Raw genomic sequence first — 21,705 nt, forward strand, 5'->3', positions numbered from 1 at the left:
GCGTTGGATCCGGTGTATGCGGGTGAGCGGTTGCGGTGGATGGTGGGGGATTCGGGTGCGGTAGTGGTGGTGGCGTCGTCGGTGACGGCGGGGATTGTGGGGGATGCGGCTGAGGTTGTGGTGCTGGATGATCCGGCGGTCATGAGCGAGTTGGCTGCTCAGTCTGCTGGTTCGCCGGGCGTGGTGGTGTCGGGTGGTTGTGCGGCGTATGTGGTGTATACGTCGGGGTCGTTGGGGTGGCCGAAGGGTGTGGTGGTGGGTCATGCGGGTGTGGTGGGTTTGTGTGAGTGGTTGGGGCGGACGGTGTTTGGGGGTGTGGATGGTCGGTTGCGGGTGGGGTTGACGTCGTCGGTGTCGTTTGATGCGTCGTGGAATCAGTTGGGTGGGTTGTTCGCGGGTCATGAGTTGCATGTGGTGGATGGTGAGTCGTGGGTGGATGCGGGCCGGTTCGTGGAGTGGGTGGCGGAGGGTGGTCTGGATTTTGTTGAGGTGACGCCGTCGTATCTGGAGGTGTTGGTTGGGGAGGGGTTGCTGGAGCGGGGTGGGCTCCAGCGGTTGGGTGTGGGCGGTGAAGCGGTTCCGCAGGGGTTGTGGGACGAGCTGTCCGCCGGTGGGGTGCAGGGGTTCAACTTTTACGGTCCGAGTGAGTGCACCGTGGATACGGCGGTGGCCCGCGTGGGCGGGGTGAGTCCGGTGGTGGGTGGGCCGGTGGCGAATATGCGTGCGTTCGTGCTGGATGAGTTCTTGCGTCCGGTGCCGGTGGGTGTGGCGGGGGAGTTGTATGTGGCGGGTCGTGGTGTGGCGCGGGGGTATGTGGGCCGGGCGGGGTTGACGGGTGAGCGGTTTGTGGCGTGTCCGTTCGTGGTGGGTGAGCGGATGTATCGGACCGGGGATCGGGTGCGGTGGACGTCCGAGGGTGAGTTGGCGTTCCTGGGCCGGGTGGATGACCAGGTGAAGATCCGCGGCTTCCGGATCGAACCCGGCGAAGTACGCGCCGTGGTAGCCGAACACCCCCGGGTGGCCCAGGCGGCGGTGATCGTCAGAGAGGACAGGCCGGGAGACAAGCGGCTGGTGGCCTACGTCGTCCCTGCCGGCGAAGGGACGGAGCCGGAAGACCGACTGCCGGAGGCCGTACGAGAGTTCACCGCCGCCCGGCTGCCCGAGTACATGGTCCCGTCAGCCGTAGTGGTGCTCGACGCGCTGCCACGCACGGCCAACGGCAAGCTCGACCGCGCCGCGTTGCCGGTGCCGGAGGTCGCCGTGACGGCCGGGCGGGCGCCGGTCAACGCCCGCGAGGAAGTCGTCTGCGCCGCGTTCGCCGAGGTGCTCGGCGTCGAGAGCGTCGGCGTGGACGACGACTTCTTCGCCCTCGGCGGCCAGTCGCTGCTGGCCATCCGCCTGGTGGCGGCGCTGCAGGCACGGGGCGTGTCGGTGTCGGTGCGGTCGTTCTTCCAGGCGCCGACCCCGGCGGGGCTGGCCAGGTCGGTGGGCGACCGGCAGGTGGAGGTGCCGGACAACGCGATCCCGGCCGGCGCCACCGCGATCACCCCGGAGATGCTGCCGCTGGTGGACCTGTCCGGCGAGGAGATCGACCGGATCGCGGCCACCGTGGAAGGCGGCGCGGCCAACGTCGCGGACGTCTATCCCCTCGCGCCGCTGCAGGAGGGGCTGCTGTTCCACCACCTGCTGGCTGAGGGCGGCGAGGACGCGTACGTCATGCCGATGGTCCTGGAGTTCGACTCGCGGGACCGGCTGGACGCCTTCGCCGACGCCGTGCAGAAAGTGGTCGACCGGCACGACATCTACCGCACGTCCATCGTGTGGGAGGGACTGCGCGAGCCGGTCCAGGTGGTGTGGCGGCGGGCGAACCTGCCGGTGACCGAGGTGAGGCTGCCCGAGGGCGACGGCGACCTGCCCGGACGGCTGGTCGCCCACGTCGGCCAGGTGCTGGACCTGGGCCTGGCTCCGCTGATGGACCTGCACGTCACCCCGGTCCCCGGTACCGGCCGCTGGCTCGGGCTCATCAGGAACCACCACATCGTCCGCGACCACACCGCGCTGGAGATCGTCCTGCGAGAGGTGCGGGCCATCCTCTCCCGGCGCGACGGCACGCTCCCGAAGCCGCTGCCGTTCCGTAACTTCGTGGCCCAGGCCAGGGGCGCCGTCGAGCGGGCCGAGCACGAGCGCTACTTCGCCGATCTGCTCGGGGACGTCACCGAGCCGACCGCGCCGTTCGGAATGGTGGACGTGCGCGGCAACGGCGCGGACGCGGTCCGCAAGGTGGTGCCGTTCCCGGCGGAACTGCACACCCGGCTGCAGGAGGTCGCCCGCCGCGTCGGGGCGAGCCCGGCGACGCTGCTGCATGTGGCGTGGTCTCGGGCGCTGGCGGCGGTGTCGGGACGGGACGACGTGGTGTTCGGCACCATCCTGTTCGGCCGCATGAACGCCGGCAGCGGCTCCGACCAGGTGCCCGGCCCGTACATGAACACTCTTCCCGTACGGGTGCGCACCGGTGAGCTCGGTGTGCTGGGTGCGGTGGCGGCGATGCGCGGACAACTGGCCGGGCTGCTGGAGCACGAGCACGCGCCGCTGACCCTGGCGCAGCGGGCCAGTGGCGTGCCGGGCGACCTGCCGCTGTTCACCGCGCTGTTCAACTACCGGCACAACACGAGCCGGCCTCAGCAGAACGACGCCCCCGCCCCGGACGGGGCCCTCGACGGCATCAGCCTCGTCTACCTGCGCGAGCGCACCAACTATCCGCTGCTGGTGTCGGTCGATGACGACGGGGACCGGATCTCGCTGGCGGTGGACGCGGTGGCGCCGATCGATCCGGGCGAGGTCGGGGTGCTGGTGCGGACCGCGACGGAGAACCTGGTGGGGGCGCTGGAGGACTGCCTGGCGGGTGGCCCGGAGGTGCCGCTTGGTCAGGTGGGTGTGCTGGGCGTCGAGGCGCTGGATCTGCTGCTGCGTGAGTGGAACGACACGGCGGTGGCGGCGCCGCAGGTGACGGTGGCGGGGTTGTTCGAGGCGCAGGTGGCGCGGACGCCGGGCGCGGTCGCGGTGGCGGCCGACGGTGTGGAGATCACCTACGCGGAGTTGGACGCTCGGGCGAATCGCCTGGCCCGGTCTCTGATACGTCAGGGTGTGCGGGCGGAGTCGGTGGTGGGGATCTGCCTGGAACGCGGGATCGATCTCGTGGTGGCGGTGCTGGCGGTGTTGAAGGCGGGTGGCGCTTATCTGCCGATCGACGGTCGGTATCCGGTGGAGCGGATCGCGTTCATGCTGGCCGACGCGGGCGCGGTCGCCGTGGTGACCTCGCCGGAGCTCATGGACCGGCTGCCTTCAGGCGTGCCGATGGTCGATGTGCACGACGTGGCGGAACTGCCCGGCGGGCCTGTGGCCGGCGAAGTGCTGCCGGGTCATGCGGCATATGTGATCTATACGTCGGGTTCGACCGGGCGGCCGAAGGGCGTGGTGGTCGAGCAGCGGTCGGTGGCCGGGTTCCTGGCGTGGGCGGTGCGTGAGTTCGGTGGGGCGGATTTCCAGCGGGTGTTGTTCTCGACGTCGTTGACGTTCGACGTGTCCGTCTTCGAGCTGTTCGGGCCGCTGGTGTCGGGCGGCTGCGTCGAGGTGGTTCCCGACGTTCTGGCGGTCGCGGACGGCGACCGCGACCTCGACGGCGTGAGCCTGGTCAGCGGGGTGCCGTCGGCGCTGGCTCAGGTGGTGGGGTCGGGTTCGCTGGAGGTGCGGCCGCGTACGGTGGTGCTGGCGGGTGAGGCGCTGTCGGCGGATGCGGTGGCGGGGTTGCGTGCGGCGTTGCCCGGTGCGCGGGTGGCCAACATTTACGGGCCGACGGAGGCGACGGTGTATGCCACCGCCTGGTATGCCGACGGCGAGGTGGATGGCGTGGTGCCGATCGGCAGGCCGGTCGACAACGCCCGCGTCTACGTGCTCGACGACCATCTCGCGCCGGTGCCGGTCGGGGTGGCTGGCGAGCTGTATTTGGCCGGGAATGGGCTGGCTCGCGGGTATCTGGGCCGGCCGTCTCTGACCGGCGAGCGGTTCGTCGCGGACCCGTTCTCTGAGGGCGGGCGGTTGTATCGGACCGGTGACGTGGTGCGCTGGAACGCGGACGGCGAGGTGGAGTATCTCGGCCGGCTGGACGAGCAGGTCAAGATCCGCGGCTTCCGCATCGAACTCGGCGAGGTCCAGGCAGCCATAGCAGCCCACCCAGAGGTCGCCCAAGCCGCCGTGGTGGCCAGGGAGGACCAGCCGGGAGACAAGCGCTTGGTCGCCTACCTCGTCCCCCGAGGACCGGCGGAAGACCTGCCCGAACAGATCCGCGCCTACGTCGCCGACCGGCTCCCGTCTCACATGATCCCGGCCGCGATCGTCGTCCTGGACACGCTGCCACTGAGCCCCAACGGCAAACTCGACCGCAAGGCCCTGCCCGCACCGGAGTACACGGCGGGCACCGGCCGCGCCCCGGCCGACGTCCGCGAGGAGATTCTCTGCGCGGCCTTCGCCGAGGTCCTCGGCCTGGACGGCGTCGGCGTGGACGACGACTTCTTCGCGCTCGGCGGCCACTCCCTCCTCGCGATCCGGCTGGTGGCCCTCGTACGGTCCCGTGGCGTCTCGGTCTCCGTACGCGCTCTCTTCGAGACACCCACCCCGGCCGGGCTGGCCCGTTCGACGGGCGAGAGCCTGGCGGCGGTCCCCCCGAACCTGATCCCGCCCGGCGCGACCGAGCTCACTCCGGACATGCTGCCGCTGGTGGACCTGACCGGCGACGAGCTCGACCGGATCACGGCCACCGTGGAAGGCGGCGCGGCCAACATCGCGGACGTCTACCCGCTCGCGCCGCTGCAGGAGGGGCTGCTGTTCCACCACCTGCTGGCCGAGGGCGGTGAGGACGCCTACGTGATGCCGACAGCGCTGGAGTTCGACTCCCGCGAGCGGCTCGACAGCTTCGCCGACGCGCTCCAGCAAGTGATCGATCGGCACGACGTCTACCGCACCTCCATCGTCTGGGAGGGCCTGCGCGAACCCGTCCAGGTCGTCTGGCGCCGCGCCGTGCTCCCGATCGAAGAACTGACCCTGGACCAGGACGGCGCCGACCCGGTGGCGGAGCTGGTGGCGCGCGGCGGCACGTCCATGGACCTCGGCCGGGCCCCGCTGATCAGGCTGCACACCGCCGCCTCGCCCGGCACCGGCCGCTGGCTGGCCCTGGTCAGGATCCACCACCTGGTGCAGGACCACACGGCCCTTGAGGTGCTGCTCGACGAGGTACGCGCCTTCCTGGCCGGCCAGGGTCACCGCCTGGCGGAGCCGCTGCCGTTCCGCGACTTCGTCGCCCAGGCCAGGAGCGGCGGGAACCGCGCCGACCACGAACGCTACTTCGCCGGCCTGCTCGGGGACGTCACCGAGCCGACCGCGCCCTTCGGCGTGGCCGACGCCCGCCGCGACGGCATGGACACGGTCCGGGCCAGGACCGACTTCGACGCCAGCCTGCACACCCGGCTGCTTGAGGTGGCCCGCCGGGTGGGGGCGAGCCCGGCGACGTTGCTGCATGGGGCGTGGTCGCGGGTGCTGGCGGCGGTGTCGGGACGGGACGACGTGGTCTTCGGCACGGTCCTGTTCGGCCGCATGAGCACGAGTGCCGGTTCCGACCGCGTACCGGGGCCCTTCATCAACACTCTTCCCGTACGGGTGCGCACCGGTGAGCTCGGTGTGCTGGGTGCGGTGGCGGCGATGCGCGGGCAACTGGCCGGGCTGCTGGAGCACGAGCACGCGCCGCTCACCCTCGCGCAGCAGGCCAGCGGCGTGCCCGGAGACCTTCCCCTGTTCACCGCGCTGTTCAACTACCGCCACAACACCCCGGGCGAAGCCGTTCCGGGTGCTGGCGAGGCGCTGAGCGGGATCCGGCGGGTGTACTTCACCGAGCGCACCAACTATCCGCTGCTGGTGTCGGTCGATGACGACGGCGGCCGGATCTCGCTGGCGGTGGACGCGGTGGCGCCGATCGACCCGCATGCGGTCGGGGCGCTCGTGCGGACCGCGACGGAGAACCTGGTGGGGGCGCTGGAGGACTGCCTGGCGGGTGGCCCGGAGGTGCCGCTTGGTCAGGTGGGTGTGCTGGGCGTGGAGGCGCTGGATCTGCTGCTGCGTGAGTGGAACGACACGGCGGTGGCGGCGCCGCAGGTGACGGTGGCGGGGTTGTTCGAGGCGCAGGTGGCGCGGACGCCCGGTGCGGTCGCGGTGGCGGCCGACGGTGTGGAGATCACTTACGCGGAGTTGGACGCTCGGGCGAACCGGCTGGCGCGGCTGCTGGTGGGCCGGGGTGTGCGGGCGGAGTCGGTGGTGGGGGTCTGCCTGGAGCGCGGGGTTGAGCTGGTGGTGGCGGTGCTGGCGGTGTTGAAGGCCGGTGGCGCGTATCTGCCGATCGACGGCCGGTATCCGGTGGAGCGGATCGCGTTCATGCTGGCCGACGCGGGCGCGGTCGCCGTGGTGACCTCGCCGGAGCTGGCGGACCGGCTGCCGGTCGACACGCAGGCGGTGCTCGTGGACGATCCCGAGCTGGCCGGGCTGCCGGACGGGTCGTTGCGCAGCAGCGTCCTGCCGGGGCATGCGGCTTATGTCATCTATACGTCGGGTTCGACCGGGCGGCCGAAGGGTGTGGTGGTCGAGCAGCGGTCGGTCACCGGGTTCTTGGCATGGGCGGTACGTGAGTTCGGTGGGGCGGACTTCGAGCGGGTGCTCTTCTCAACCTCGTTGACGTTCGACGTGTCCGTCTTCGAGCTGTTCGGGCCGCTGGTGTCGGGCGGCTGCGTCGAGGTGGTTCCCGACGTTCTGGCGGTCGCCGATGCGAGCCGGGATCTGCGCGATGTCAGTCTCGTGAGCGGGGTGCCGTCCGCGCTGGCCCAGGTGGTCGGGTCGGGTTCGCTGGAGGTGCGGCCGCGTACGGTGGTGCTGGCGGGTGAGGCGCTGTCGGCCGATGCCGTGGCGGGGTTGCGTGCGGCCTTGCCCGGGGCTCGGGTGGCCAACATCTACGGGCCGACGGAGGCGACGGTGTATGCCACCGCCTGGTACGCCGACGGCGAGGTGGACGGCGTGGTGCCGATCGGCAGGCCGGTCGACAACGCCCGCGTTTACGTGCTCGACGAGCATCTCGCGCCGGTGCCGGTCGGGGTGGCTGGTGAGCTGTATTTGGCCGGGAATGGGCTGGCTCGCGGGTATCTGGGCCGGCCGTCATTGACCGGCGAGCGTTTCGTGGCCGATCCGTTCTCCGAGGGCGGGCGGTTGTATCGCACCGGCGATGTAGTGCGCTGGAACGCCGATGGCCAGGTGGAGTACCTCGGCCGGGTGGATGAACAGGTCAAGATCCGCGGCTTCCGCATCGAACTCGGCGAGGTGCAGACGGTGCTGGCCGCCCATCCCGAGGTGGCGCAGGCCGCCGTGGTGGCCAGGGAGGACCAGCCGGGAGACAAGCGCTTGGTCGCCTACGTCGTCCCGCGAGGACCGGCGAAGGACCTGGCCGAGCAGGTCCGTGCCTTCGTTGCCGACCGGCTCCCGTCCTACATGATCCCGGCCGCGATCGTCGTCCTGGACACGCTGCCACTGAGCCCCAACGGCAAGCTCGACCGCAAGGCCCTGCCCGCCCCCGACCACTCCGCACAAGCCGGCCGAGCCCCGGCCGACCTGCGCGAAGAGATCCTCTGCGCCGTCTTCGCCGGCGTACTCAGCCTCGACAGCGTCGGCGTGGACGACGACTTCTTCGCCCTCGGCGGCCACTCGCTGCTGGCAGTGCGGCTGGTCAGCCGGGTGCGGTCGGCGCTCGGGGTCGAGGTGCCGTTGCGGGCGCTGTTCGAGGCGCCGACGGTGGCGGGCCTGGCGGCCCGGCTGAGCGACGCCGCCGCCGCCCGCCTGCCGCTCACCCCCGGACAACGGCCCGAGCGGGTCCCGCTGTCGTTCGCGCAGCGCCGGCTGTGGTTCCTCGGCCAGCTCGAAGGCCCGAGTGCCACCTACAACGTGCCGATCGTGCTGCGGCTCGCGGCAGGAGTGGACCAGGAGGCCCTCGGCCACGCGCTGCGCGACGTGGTCGGCCGCCACGAGGTGCTGCGGACGGTCTTCCCCGTCGCGGACGGCGAGCCGTACCAGCACATCATGGACCTCGACGAGCTCGACTGGAGCCTGTCGATCACCGAGCTGCCGCCGTCCGAACTGGACGCCGCCGTCACCCGGGCCATGGGGCACGCGTTCGACCTCACCGCGGAGGCGCCGATCCGAGCCTGGCTGTTCGACGCGGGACCGGACGAGCGGGTCCTGGCCGTGGTGATCCACCACATCGCCGGTGACGGCTGGTCGCGGGCGCCGCTGGCCCGCGACTTCTCCCTCGCGTACGCGGCCCGCCGCGAGGGCCGGGCCCCGGTGTGGAGCCCGATGCCGGTCCAGTACGCCGACTACGCGCTCTGGCAGCGAGAACTGCTCGGCGACGAGGACGATCCGGACAGCCTGATGTCCCGCCAGGTCGCCTACTGGCGGGAGGCCCTGGCGGGGGCGCCCGAGGAGTTGGCGCTGCCGTTCGACCGGCCGCGTCCCGCCACCGCCTCCCACCAGGGGCACAGCGTGCCCTTGACGGTTCCGGCCGAGGTGCACGCGCGGTTGGTCGAGGTGGCCAGGGCCGAGGGCGTGACCGTGTTCATGGTGCTTCAGGCCGCCTTGGCGGTGCTGCTGTCGCGGCTCGGCGCGGGCACCGACATCCCGATCGGATCGGCCAACGCGGGCCGAACGGACGCGGCGCTGGAAGACCTCATCGGCTGCTTCGTCAACACGCTGGTCGTACGGGCCGACCTGACCGGCGACCCCGAATTCCGCGGCCTGCTGGGGCGGGTGCGGGAACGCAGCCTGTCGGCGTTCGCGCATCAGGACGTGCCGTTCGAGCGGCTGGTGGAGGAGCTGGCCCCGTCACGGTCGATGGCCCGGCACCCGCTCTTCCAGGTGGTGCTCACCAAGGGCGACACCGTTGACGCCGTGCTGGACCTCCCCGTCATCCGGCCGGGGGCCCCGTCGGCGGGGGAGCGGGCGGCCAAGTTCGACCTCGACGTGATGGTGAGCGAGGCGTTCGACAGGGGTGCTCCGGCCGGGGTGCGAGGGTCGGTGACGGTCGCCACGGACCTGTTCGATCCGGAGTGGGCCGAGCGGATCATGCGTTACTGGGTACGCGTGCTCGACCTGGTCAGCACCGACCCGGGCACCCGGCTGAGCGGTGTGGACCTGCTCGGGGAGGACGAGCACCGGGCTCTCGCAGAGTGGAACCGCACGGCGGCCGACGGGCTTGCGACGCCGGTGGTGGAGCTGTTCGAGGCGCAGGTCGCGCGCAGGCCCGGGGCGGTCGCGGTGGTGGCTCCCGACGGCGAAGAGGTTACCTTCGCAGACCTTGATGAGCGGGCCAACCGGCTGGCGAATGTCCTGGTCGGCGAGGGTGTGAGCGCAGAGTCCGTCGTCGGGGTGTGTCTCGATCGCGGTGTCGAGCTGGTGGTGGCGTTGTTGGCGGTGTGGAAGGCGGGTGGCGCTTATGTGCCGATCGATCCGCGTCAGCCGGTGGAGCGGATCGCCTACCTGCTCGCCGACAGCCGGGCCGTCCTGACCGTCACCACCGAGGAGATCGCGGACGAGCTGCCCGCGAGCCACGCCCGCATGCTGGTCCTCGACGACACCTTCACCGCCCTGCGCCTGTCGATGGCCTCGAAGGACAAACCGGAACGACACCTCCACGGCACGCAGACCGCCTACGTCATCTACACCTCCGGTTCGACCGGTCGGCCGAAGGGTGTGCTGGTCAGTCAGGCGGCTTTGGCGAACTATGTGGCCTCGGTGCCGGGCCGGCTCGGGATGGACGACGGCCGGTATGCCCTGGTTCAGGGCCAGGCGACCGACTTGGGCAACACGATCGTCTTTGCCGCGCTGACCCTGGGTGGTGAGTTGCACATCATGGCCGAGGAGGCCGCCACGGACCCGGACGCTTTCGGCAGCCTGCTGGCCGAACGCGAGATCGATTTCGTGAAGATGGTGCCGTCCCACCTGGCGGCGATGGGTCCCGGTCTCCTACCCGCCCGCGCGCTGGTCCTGGGCGGTGAGGCGGCCGCTCCCGACTGGCTGGAACGGCTGCTGGATGAGGCCGACGAGCGCGGTTGCGCGGTGTTCAACCACTACGGCCCGACCGAGACGACGATCGGTGTGGCCACCACCCGCCTGAGCAGCGGTGGCACGGCACCGGTCGGCACACCCGTGGCCAACACCGCCTTCCACGTCCTGGACGAGCATCTGTCACCCGTGCCTCCCGGCGTCACCGGCGAGCTCTACGTCGCGGGCGCCCAGTTGGCCCGCGGCTACCTCGGCCGCCCGGGTCTGACGGCGGAGCGCTTCGTTGCGTGCCCGTCCGAGCCGGGCACCCGCATGTACCGCACCGGCGACCGCGCCCGCTGGACCACCGACGGCCAGTTGTTGTTCGCCGGCCGAGCGGACGACCAGGTCAAGATCCGTGGATTCCGCGTCGAACCAGGCGAGATCACCGCGACCATGACCGCGTGCCCGGCGGTGAGCCAGGCGGCCGTCATCGCCCGCGAAGAGGGCCCAGGCGACGTCCGCCTCGTCGGCTACCTCGTGCCGGACGACCCCGAGAACGCCGCCGACCTCCCGTCCGTGGCCCGCAAATTCGCCGCCGACCGCCTCCCCGACCACCTGATCCCCTCGGCCTGGGTGGTGCTCGACGCGCTCCCACTGACCGCCAACGGCAAGCTCGACCGCCACGCCCTGCCCGCCCCCGACTACGGCTCCGCCCAGACCGAGGGCGGCCGGTCGGCGGCCACGGCGCAGGAGGAGATCCTCTGCCTGGCCTTCGCCGAGGTGCTCGGCCTGGACAGCGTCGGCGTGGACGACGACTTCTTCGCCCTCGGCGGCCACTCGCTGCTCGCCGTCCGCCTGGTCAGCCGCATCCGCGCGCTGCTCGGCGTCGAGATCGAGATCCGCGCCCTGTTCGACGCCCCCACCGTCGCGGGGCTGGCGGCGGGCCTCAACGGCGCCGCCCGCGCGCGGGCGCCCCTGACGGCGGGTGCACGCCCCGAGCGCGTTCCCCTGTCGTACGGGCAGCGGCGCATGTGGATCATCGCCCAGCTGGAAGGCCCCAGCGCCACCTACAACATCCCCGTGGCGGTACGCCTGTCCGGCACGATCGACAGCCACGCCATGGGCGCCGCCTTCCGTGACGTCATCGGCCGCCACGAGGTGCTCCGCACCGTGTTCCCGGTCGCCGACGGCGAGCCGTACCAGCGGATCATCCCCGTCGACGACCTCGACTGGGAGCTGACCGTCAGGCAGGTCGCGCCGCAGGAATTGGCGGCGGCGGTGGAGGAGGCGCGGGCCTACACGTTCGACCTGTCCGCGCAGGCGCCGATCCGGGCCTGGCTGTTCACCACCGGCCCTGACGAGCACGTGCTCGTCGTCGTGGTGCACCACATCGCCGGTGACGGCTGGTCGTGGGCGCCGCTGGCGCGCGACGTCTCCGCCGCCTACGCCGCCCGCCGCGACGGCCGGGCCCCGGAGTGGGAGCCGCTGCCCGTCCAGTACGCCGACTACGCGCTCTGGCAACGCGACGTGCTCGGCGACAGCGAGGACCCGGGCAGCCTGATCTCCAGCCAGGTCGCCTACTGGCGCGACACGCTGGCCGGCCTGCCCGAAGAGCTGCCGCTACCGTTCGACCGGCCGCGCCAGGAGGTGGCCGGACACCTGGGCCGGCGGGTGCCGCTGGAGGTCCCGGCGGACGTGCACGCCCGGCTGCGCGAGGTCGCCCGCGCCGAGGGCGTGACCATGTTCATGATGGTCCAGGGCGCCCTGGCGGTGCTCCTGTCCCGGCTCGGCGGCGGCACCGACGTCCCCATCGGCTCCGCGCTGGCCGGGCGGACGGACGAGGCGCTGGACGGCCTGGTGGGCTACTTCGTCAACACCTTCGTCCTGCGTACCGACCTGTCAGGCGACCCCACGTTCCGCGAGGTGCTCGCCCGGGTCAGGGAGGCCGGGCTCGGCGCGTTCGCCCACCCCGACGTCCCGTTCGAGCGCCTGGTCGAGGAGCTGTCGCCGGCCAGGTCGCTGGCCCGGCACCCGCTCTTCCAGGTGATGCTGCTGCTGCAGAACACCGCGGGCGCCAGCCTCGACCTGCCCGGCCTGGACGCCGGCCGCCGTCCCGGCGGCGGCGAGGCGGCGGGGGAGGACACGTCCGTGGTCAAGTTCGACCTGGACGTCAGCCTCGGCGAGGCGTTCGACGCGGACGGCGGCGCGGCGGGCCTGCGTGGCGCGGTCGTCGGCGCGGCCGACCTGTTCGACCGTGCCTCGGTCGAGCGCATCGCCGAGCGCCTGGTCCGGGTGCTGGCCGCCCTGTCGGCCGACCCCGGCCTGCGGCTCAGCGCGGTGGACGTGCTCGGCGACGCCGAACGCCGGCTCATGCTCACCGGCTGGAACGACACCGCCGCCCCCATACCGGGCACGACGGTCGTCGGGCTGTTCGAGGCGCAGGTCGCCCGCACCCCCGACGCGGTGGCCCTGACCTGCGGTGACGTGGAGCTCACGTACGCCGAACTGGACCGGCGGGCCAACCAGGTGGCCGGACGCCTGATCGGCCTCGGCATCGGGCCCGAGTCCGTCGTGGCCGCCGTCTTCGATCGCGGGATCGAGCTGGTGGTGTCGCTGCTCGGCGTGATCAAGGCCGGCGCCGCCTACCTGCCGATCGACCCGGCCTATCCGGCGGGCCGCATCGCGTACGTGATCGCCGACTCCGGCGCGGCCTGCGTGCTGACCGGCGAGGACCTGCGCCCGCGCCTGGCCGAGTTCGAGATCGACGCGGGCCTGCCCGTCGTCGTGGCCGGCGAGCCGGAGGTGCGGGCGCAGGCCGGCACCAGGCCGGACGTGACCGTGGAGCCCCGCCACCCCATGTGGGTGATCTACACCTCGGGCTCCACCGGGCGCCCCAAGGGCGTGCTGGTCGAGCAGCACGCGATCGTCAACTTCCTGCTGTCGATGCGGGAGTCGTTCGCGCCCACCGCCGCCGATCGGCTGCTGGCCGTCAGCACGCACGGCTGCGACATGGCGGGCTTCGAGTTCTACCTGCCGCTGGTGACCGGCGCCCGCATCGTCCTCGCCGAGCAGGAGCAGGTGCTCGACCCGTGGGCGCTGCGCACGCTGATCCGCGCCGCCGGCGTCACCATGGTGCACGCCACTCCCAGCCTGTGGCGCGGCCTGATCGCCGACGACGGCGACCCCGTGGACTGGACGACCGTCCGCGCCATGATCGGCGCCGAGGCGCTGCCGCCCGACCTGGCGCGCACGATCCTCGGCCGGACCCCGACCCTGACGAACCTGTACGGCCCCACCGAGACCACGGTCTGGTCCACCGCGAAGGTGCTGGCCGGCCCCGCGGCCGACGTGTCGTCCATCGGCACGCCCGTCGCCAACACGCAGGTGTACGTGCTCGACGACGCCCTCCAGCCGGTCGCGCCCGGCGTGGCCGGCGAGCTGTACATCGCGGGTGACGGCTTGGCCCGCGGCTACCTCGGCCGTCCCGGGCTCACCGCCTCCCGCTTCGTGGCCTGCCCGTTCCGGCCCGGCGGCGCGCGCATGTACCGTACCGGCGACGTGGTGCGGTGGAGCGCCGGCGGCGAGCTCCAGTACGTCGGCCGCTCCGACGACCAGGTCAAGATCCGCGGCTTCCGGGTCGAGCTGGGCGAGGTCGAGGCCGTGCTGGCCGCGCACCCGCGCGTGACGCAGGCCGTGGCGCTGGTCCGCGAGGACGTGCCCGGCGACCGGCGGCTCGTCGCGTACGTGGTCCCCGGAGGCGACGCCGACGGACTCGGCCCGGCGGTGCGCGCCGCCGCCCAGGAACGCCTGCCCGGCTACATGGTGCCGGCGTCCGTCGTGGTGATCGACCGGCTGCCGCTGATGCCGAACGGCAAGCTCGACCGCAAGGCCCTGCCCGCCCCCGACACCGGCGCGGAGGAACGCACCGTCACCCACTGGGACGTCACCTCGATCGCAGCCGGCCTGTGCGAGGCGTTCGCCGAGGTGCTCGGCCGCGACAGCGTGGGCCTGGACGACGACTTCTTCGCCCTCGGCGGCCACTCCCTGCTGGCCGTCCGGCTCGTCGAACGGCTGCGCGGGCGCGGCGTGACGATCGCGGTCCGCGACCTGTTCGTGGCCCCCACCGTCGCCGAGCTGATGCGGCGGATGACGCTCTCCTCGGTACGCGACGCACTCGACGTGCTGCTGCCCATCCGCACGGAGGGCGAGCGCGAGCCGTTCTTCTGCATCCACGCCGCGGGCGGCCTGAGCTGGTGCTACATGCCGCTGGCCCGCCACGCCCAGCCGGACATCCCCCTGTACGGGGTGCAGTCCCGCGGCCTGGACGGCACCACGGAGTTCGCCCGCTCCATCGGGGAGATGGCCGCCGACTACATCGAGCAGATCCGCTCCGTGCAGCCGCACGGGCCGTACCACCTGCTCGGCTGGTCGTACGGGGGCGGCGTCGCGCACGAGATCGCCGTCCAGCTCCGCGCGGCCGGGGAGCAGGTCGGGGCGCTGGTCCTGCTCGACCAGTACCCGTGGGTGGCTGAACAGGAAGCCGCGGAGGAGCACGACGACGACCCCGACGCCGCGCTTGAACGGCAGATGGACATCGTCCGCTGGCAGGCGGGCAACGGCTTCGGCGCCGCCACCGAGGACGAGATCCGCACCTTCGCCCGTCTCCTGCGCAACCACCGTAAGTTGCGCCGCGGCTTCGAGCACGGCCGGTTCGACGGGGACGTGCTGGTGGTCGTGGCCGACGAGAGTGGTTCCGACGAGGCGCGCAGGCCCGAGTTGTGGCGGCCGTACGTGACGGGCGAGATCGGGGTGGCCCGCATCCCCTGCACCCACTACGACATCGCCAAGCCGGACACCCTGGGCCAGGTGTGGGCCGCGGTGTCCGACTGGCTGCGGCTGGACGGCTGACCGGCGAGGAGCCGGACAGCCGGACAGCCGGACGGCCGGGCGCGAGGAGCCGGATGCCCGACGGCGAAGAGCCCGCCCCCCGGATGATCGGGGAGCGGGCTCTGCGGGAGCTGGGGGATCGGGTCTGGGGAAGGCGGGCTCGGGGGGACGCGGGCCGTCAGCCGTGTCGCTTCAGCTCGTGGAAGAAGCCGGGCACCGTCATCAGGTCGCCCGCCGCGCCCACCTCGTCGTAGACGTACCTGGCCACGGCCAGGTCGAGCACCCCGAGGCCGAACGGCGAGAACACCACGGGCCGGTCGGCCGGCGGCGTCAGGGTGCCCTCCAGCACGTCGTACAGGGTGCCGGCGACGAAGGAACGGCCGCCGGTGCGCTGTTCGGCCAGGTGCGGCGACGTACCGGCCTTCAGGCAGTGCTCGACGTCGTCGAGGACGTTCCACGACGAAAGGATGATCTCCGGCGACAGGTCGCGCAGCGAGACGTGCAGCACCAGCGGATTGTGCGCCAGCGCCTCGGGCGCGTGAATGTGCGGCTCGCCCGCCACCGTCGCCAGCACGACCAGGTCGGACGCCGCGATCAGCGACTCGGCGTCGTCGTGGAACGTGACCTCCTCCGCCCCCGACCGCGTCAGATAGGCGCCGAACCCCTCGGCGTGCTCCTTGGCGAGGTCGAAGACGCCCACCTCGTCGAAGGACAGACCGGCCGCCACCAGATAGGTGTGGATGTAACGGGCGATCAGCCCGGTGCCGATGAAACCGGCGCGTCGCGGCGTCACCCCCCGGGCGGTCGCCAGCGTCGTGGCCGCGAGCGCGGCGGAGCCGGCGGTTCGGGCCGCGCTGATGATCGAGCTTTCCAGGCAGGCCAGCGGGTAACCGGTCGTCGTGTCGTTGAGGATGAGCACCGCCGAGGCGCGCGGGAGGCCGGCCGCCACGTTCTCGGGGAACGAGGAGATCCACTTGATGCCGTGCACGTCCACCGGCTTCCCTGCCGACGCGGGCAGCGCGATGATCCGGGAGGAGGGCCGGTCGGGGAAGCGCAGGAAGTAGGAGTCCGGGTTGACCGTCCCGCCCGCGCCGTGCAGCCGGTACGCCCCCTCCACCACCTCCATGACCTGCTTCTCCCTGCCGTGCAGGACACCGGCGACCTGCTCTCCTGAGACGACGGCGAACGACGGGACCTGACTCATGGGTGCGTGCTCCAATGCGGTCGGTCGGGCAGGTCGAGAGGGCCGAAGTGCTCGCGCAGCCAGCCCTCCTCGTAGATCGAGTCCAGGTAGCGCTCGCCGAGGTCGGGGGCGACCGCCAGGGCGACCGGCTCCTCACCCGGGTACTTCTCCTGCAGCCAGCGCGCGGCGCCGCTCACCACGGTGCCCGTCGAGCCGCCGAACAGGAACCCGCGCGCGGCCAGGCCGTGACAGGCGCGGATCGTGTCCGTCTCCGGCACGTGCACCACGTCGTCCACCCACGACTCGTCGACCAGTTCCGGCCGCACGCTCGTGCCCAGCCCCGGCACCATGCGGCGCTCAGGGACGTCGGAGGCCGTGCCGTGCGGCCCGTTGTAGTGGTCGAACGTCACCGAGCCCACCGCGTCCACCGCCACGATCGTGACCGGCGCGCCGCGCTCCTTGAAGTAGCGGGCGCAGCCCATCAGCGTGCCCGTGGTGCCCGCGCCGACGAACAGCACCTCCAGGCCGGGGAAGTTGCGTTCGATCGCGGGTGCGGTGTGCCGGTAGTGGGCCCGCCAGTTGCCGGGGTTGGCGTACTGGTTGAGCCAGACGTACCGGTCGTCGGCGGCACACAGGTCGCGGACGTAGCGGATGCGGCTCTCCAGGTAGCCGCCGTTGGCGTCCTGCTCCCCGATCACCACGACCTCCGCGCCGAGCGAGCGCATCAGCCGCATGGAGGCGGTGTTGCAGCGCGGGTCGGTCACGCACACGAAACGCAGGCCCTTGTCGGCCGCGACCATCGCCAGCGCGATGCCCAGGTTGCCGGACGACGACTCCACCAGCACGCAGTCAGGCCCGACCAGTCCGTCGCGCTCGGCGGCCTCCACCATTTCCGTGGCCGCCTTCAGCTTGACCGAACCGGCGAAGTTGAACCCCTCGCATTTCAAATAGAGCGGGGTCCCCGTCACCGTCCGCAAATCGATGAAAAGGTCTTCGACGTTGAACTCCTGCGGAGCTTTGATAACGGGCACTTCGCCGAATCCCCCAGTTTGACGGGAATGGACGCGACAGAAACACGTCAGGGAAGTCGAAGCGATCGACCGGCCTATTCTCCGGCTCTGCACGACCTTGATCGCGGTAGCTCCGGTCACGATACTTGAGGAAATCTCGGCCCGGCAAGGTCGGCTATTTCCCCGCATTTACCGGAGCGTGCACATGACATTCGCGGACGCCCTGCTCGGCCAGGACGAGCTGCCCAGGCTGCCCATCTCGCCGCAGCAGGCCGAACGTGCCCGCGCCGCGGCGACGCGCCGTCTCCACCCGGTGGACCTCGCCGACGCCGTGATCACCCTGGTCGAGCGCACGGCCGCCGTGGACGGGGACCGCCTCGCGGTGACCGACGACACCCGCCGCCTCAGCTACGCCGGGCTCGCCGCCGAGGCCCGCCGCCTGGCCTCGCTGCTGGAACGCTCGGGCGCGGGACCCGGCACGGTGGTGGCGGTGGGCGGGGAGCGCAACGCCGCGGTCATCGCCGGGTTCCTGGCGATCGAGCTCCTCGGAGCCGTCTACGTCCCCGCCGACGCCACCTGGCCGGCCGCACGGGTGGCCGAGGTGCTGACGAGGGCCGGCGCCGCCCTGCTCCTGGACGCCGGAGCCGGTGCCGCCTCACCCACGCTCGCCGCCGGGGCCGGTGCGGTCTCGCCTACGCTCGCCGCCGGGGCGCGTGAAGCGGGGGTGCGGCTCGTTCGTGCGGGGGAGGCCGTCGCGCAGCCGCTCTGGTCGGGACCGGCTCGGCTCGACGGCCCTGATCAGCCGCGGTACATGCTGTTCACCTCCGGCTCGACCGGCCGGCCGAAGGGTGCGGTGGTCGAGCACCAGGGCATGCTCAACCATCTGCACGCCAAGGTCGTCGACCTGGGTCTGACCGCGGGCGACACGGTGGCGCAGACCGCGCCGCTCGGGTTCGACATCTCCATCTGGCAGATGCTCTGCCCGCTCGTCGTCGGCGGCCGGGTCCGCGTCGTCGGTGACGCGACGGCGTACGACTCGGTGGCCTTCGCCCGCCTGATCGGCGCGGAGGACATCACGATCGTCGAGCTCGTCCCCACGATGGTCCGCCTACTGCTCGACGACCTCGCCACCGCCGCCCGGACAGGCCCGCCCGACGCCCCCTCCGGGACGGGGCTGCTCGGCGGGCTGCGCTGGATGCTGGCCACCGGGGAGGAACTGCCCACCGAGGTGGCGCGTCGCTGGTTGCGGGAGATGCCGCACGCCGGGCTCGTCAACGCCTACGGGCCCACCGAGTGCTCCGACGACGTCACCCACCACACGGTCACCGCCGCCGACCTCGACCTGCTGCGCCTGCCGATCGGCGGGCCCGTCGTCAACGCCGACCTGTACGTCCTGCGCCACGAGGACGACGGCTGGCACGCCTGCGAGACGGGCGAGACGGGCGAACTGTTCGTCGGCGGCGTCTGCGTGGGTCGCGGTTACGCCGGTGACCACGACCGCACCCGCGAGGCGTTCTTCCAGGACCCGTTCCACGACACCCCCACCGGCCGCCTCTACCGCACCGGCGACGCGGTCCTGGCTCTGCCGGGCGGGGCGCTGCAGTACCTCGGCCGCGTCGACCGCCAGGTCAAGATCGCGGGGGTGCGGATGGAACTGGGCGAGATCGAGGCGGTGCTCCAGCGCCACCCCAGCGTCGGCGCCGTGGCGGTCGTAGTACGCGACTTCGCCCGCTGACTCCGGCCGCGACACGTGAAGGGCGGGCGCCGACGACCGGTGCCCGCCCTTCGTGTCGTCGCTCAGCCCTCGGCCCAGCCGTGGTTCTTGGCGAACTGCAGCAGTCCGGTACGGATCTGCATGATCTGCGCGCCGGTGAGCGTCGGCGCCTGGCTGAGCAGGATCTCCGTCACCTCCCGCAGGTACTCGTCCGCGTCGAGCACGTCGCACAGGGAGTCGTCATCGTCGCCCTGCGCGGTCGTGACGCGCGAGGGAACGGCCGCCACCGTGGTCACGGCCGACGGCGTCTCGGCCGGTCGCACCCGCCACGCCTTCGGTCCCTTGTCGCCCTCCTCGACCTCGAACACCACCGAGAGCCCGGCCCGCACCTCGGACTCGGGCATCAGCATGTCGTTGACGTGCAGGAAGACGTCCTCGCCGCCACCGTCGGGCGCGATGAAGCCGTAGCCCCGCGCCGCGTCGAACTTCACCACTCGTCCAGAAACCACCACAACCCCCAAACCTCGGACCCCATGTCCGATACCTCGCTCCACAACATAGAGCCACCGGACGGGCTGACGGGAGTTCCGCCCACCGGCCCGCCCTCGTGCCGCCAACCGTGCCGCCAACCGTGCCGCCGACCGGCCACTGACCGGCCGGTCCATCGCGCCGCCAACCGCCCGCTCGCCGCATTGTTCACCTGCCCACTCAGGGGTCCACGTACCGGTTGCCGACAGGTGATCTGCTCAGCCGCCGGTTCCGGCGGCCTGCTGGGCGAACTGCGTGCGGTACAGGTCCGCGTACAGGCCGCCGGCCAGCAACAGCTCTTCGTGCGTGCCGCGTTCCCTGATGCGGCCCGCCTCGACGACCAGGATCTGGTCGGCGTTCCTGACCGTGGACAGCCGGTGGGCGATCACCAGCGACGTCCGCCCCGACAGCGCCGTCTCCAGCGCCCGCTGGATCGCGGCCTCCGACTCCGAGTCCAGGTGCGCCGTCGCCTCGTCGAGCACGACGATCGGCGGTGCCTTGAGCAGCAGCCTGGCCAGGGCCACCCGCTGCTTCTCGCCGCCGGACAGGCGGTGGCCGCGCTCGCCGACCACGGTGTCCAGGCCGTCCGGCAGGGCGCTGATCGTGTCCCAGACGAGCGCCGCCCGGCACGCCTCGATCAGCTCGCGCTCGGTCGCCCCGCGCCGCGCGTACTCGAGGTTGGCCCGCAGCGTGTCGTGGAACAGGTGCGCGTCCTGGGTGACCACCCCCACCGCGTGGCGCAGGGACCGCAGGGCCAGGTCGCGGACGTCCTGGCCGCCGACGCGCACCGCGCCCTCCGTGGCGTCGTAGAGGCGCGGGACGAGCTGGGTGATCGTGGTCTTGCCCGCGCCCGACGGTCCGACCAGCGCGGTCAGCTTGCCCGCCGGGGCGTGAAAGCTGAGGTCGCACAGCGTCCACCGCTTGTCCGCGCCGCCGCCGGGCGATCGCATGGAGGACTCCAGGGACGCGAGCGACACCTCCTCCGCGCCCGGATAGCGGAAGCGGACCCGGTCGAAGACGATGTCCGGCGCGGGCGGGCCCGAGCGGCCGGGCGCGGCCAGCTCCCGCGCGCCGGCGCGTTCGACGATGTGCGGCTCCAGGTCGAGCACCTCCAGCACCCGGTCGAAGCTCACCAGGGCCGTCATCGCCGTCGCCTGCATCGAGGCCAGCAGGTTGATCGGCCCGTAGAGCCGCATCAGCAGCGCCACCATGGCCACCAGCGACCCGAGTTCGAGCGAGCCGCCGATGGTCAGGACGCCGCCCAGGCCGTAGACGACGGCCGTGGTGAGCGCGGTCAGGACGGTGACGACGATGCCGAAGATCCGCCCGTACACGACACGCAGGATGGACACGTCACGCACGCGCCCGGTCTTCGCCGCGAACGCGGCCAAGTCGTCGTCCGGGTGGCCGTAGAGCTTGGACAGCAGTGCCCCGGACACGTTGAAGCGCTCATGCATCATCGAGCTCATGTCGGCGTCCAGCTCCATGGCCTCCCGCGCGAGCCGCTCCTGCCGCCGGGCGATCAGCCGCGCGGGCAGCAGGAAGAACGGGATCATCACCAGCGCCGCGAGCGTGATCTGCCACGACAGGTAGACCATCGCGGCGAGCACGAGCGCGAGCGTGAGCAGCGTCGACACCGACTGGGACAGCAGCGTCGTCAGGGCCTGCCTGGCGCCGATCACGTCGGTGTTGAGCCTGCTGACCAGCGCGCCGGTCCGGGTCCGGGTGAAGAACGCCAGCGGCTGCCGCTGGATGTGCGCGAACACCTTGGTCCGCAGGTCGTGCACCAGGCCCTCGCCGATCCGGCCCGAGCACCACGCCCCCAGGTACGCCGCCCCCGCCTCGACCAGCGACAACGCCGCCACCAGCAGGCAGAGCCAGAGCACTGTGCCGGTGCGCTTCGGCACGATCCCGTCGTCGATGATCGCCTTGAGGATCAGCGGGCCGGCGGCCGTGACGACCGCGACGGTGACGGTGGCCAGCAGCAGCAGGGCCAGGAACCAGCGGTACGGCGCCGCGTACGGCAGGATCCGCCGCACCGTGCCGCGTTTCACCCGCTGCCGGGTGATCGAGTCGTCGAACCGCAGCCCGGTCACCCCGCCGGCCTTTCCGCCCATGTCCTGCTTTCCGCCGTTTCGTCCGCTGCTCTTTCTGCTGCTTCGTCCGCCGTCAATGGACACCTGCCTTGTTGTCGATGCTGTGGATGCCGCCGGTGGGAGACCCCGGACGGCCGGCGGCGGCTCCCGGCCAAGTGCGGC

General features: G+C 72.0%; 6 protein-coding genes. 2 read left to right on the forward strand and 4 right to left on the reverse strand.

From position 1 onward, the window contains the following. Window positions 1-12 precede the first annotated feature (12 nt). Window positions 13-15,033, forward strand: coding sequence for an amino acid adenylation domain-containing protein (locus tag AB0C28_RS17495; protein WP_358075521.1), 15,021 nt, complete (start codon window positions 13-15; stop codon window positions 15,031-15,033). Window positions 15,034-15,190: 157 nt separating this feature from the next. Here the strand turns inward: AB0C28_RS17495 and sbnB are convergent, their stop codons facing one another. Together sbnB and sbnA are read right to left on the reverse strand one after the other, a co-directional pair. Beyond that, the gene (gene sbnB, locus AB0C28_RS17500) at window positions 15,191-16,216 is read right to left on the reverse strand and encodes a 2,3-diaminopropionate biosynthesis protein SbnB (RefSeq protein ID WP_358075524.1); all 1,026 of its coding nucleotides are present in this window, start codon (window positions 16,214-16,216) and stop codon (window positions 15,191-15,193) included. After that, window positions 16,213-17,226: a 2,3-diaminopropionate biosynthesis protein SbnA gene (gene sbnA / locus AB0C28_RS17505; protein ID WP_357862334.1), complete on the reverse strand. Its 1,014-nt coding sequence runs from the start codon at window positions 17,224-17,226 to the stop codon at window positions 16,213-16,215. Before sbnA ends, sbnB begins: the two co-directional genes overlap by 4 nt. A gap of 184 nt (window positions 17,227-17,410) precedes the next feature. Between sbnA and AB0C28_RS17510 the strand changes: the two genes are divergently transcribed. Next, window positions 17,411-18,940 (forward strand): amino acid adenylation domain-containing protein, encoded by a 1,530-nt coding sequence (locus AB0C28_RS17510; protein ID WP_358075527.1) that lies wholly within the window; start codon window positions 17,411-17,413, stop codon window positions 18,938-18,940. 62 nt (window positions 18,941-19,002) lie between these two features. Here the strand turns inward: AB0C28_RS17510 and AB0C28_RS17515 are convergent, their stop codons facing one another. Next, on the reverse strand, window positions 19,003-19,410 hold the full coding sequence (locus AB0C28_RS17515) for a cold shock domain-containing protein (RefSeq protein WP_357862338.1): 408 nt from the start codon (window positions 19,408-19,410) through the stop codon (window positions 19,003-19,005). Between the two features lie 255 nt (window positions 19,411-19,665). Then, a complete protein-coding gene (locus AB0C28_RS17520; RefSeq protein WP_358075530.1) occupies window positions 19,666-21,564 on the reverse strand; it encodes an ABC transporter ATP-binding protein in 1,899 nt (632 codons plus the stop codon). Window positions 21,565-21,705: the final 141 nt, after the last annotated feature.

This window comes from Nonomuraea sp. NPDC048892 (assembly GCF_040649735.1).
Taxonomy (GTDB): Bacteria; Actinomycetota; Actinomycetes; order Streptosporangiales; family Streptosporangiaceae; genus Nonomuraea; species Nonomuraea maheshkhaliensis.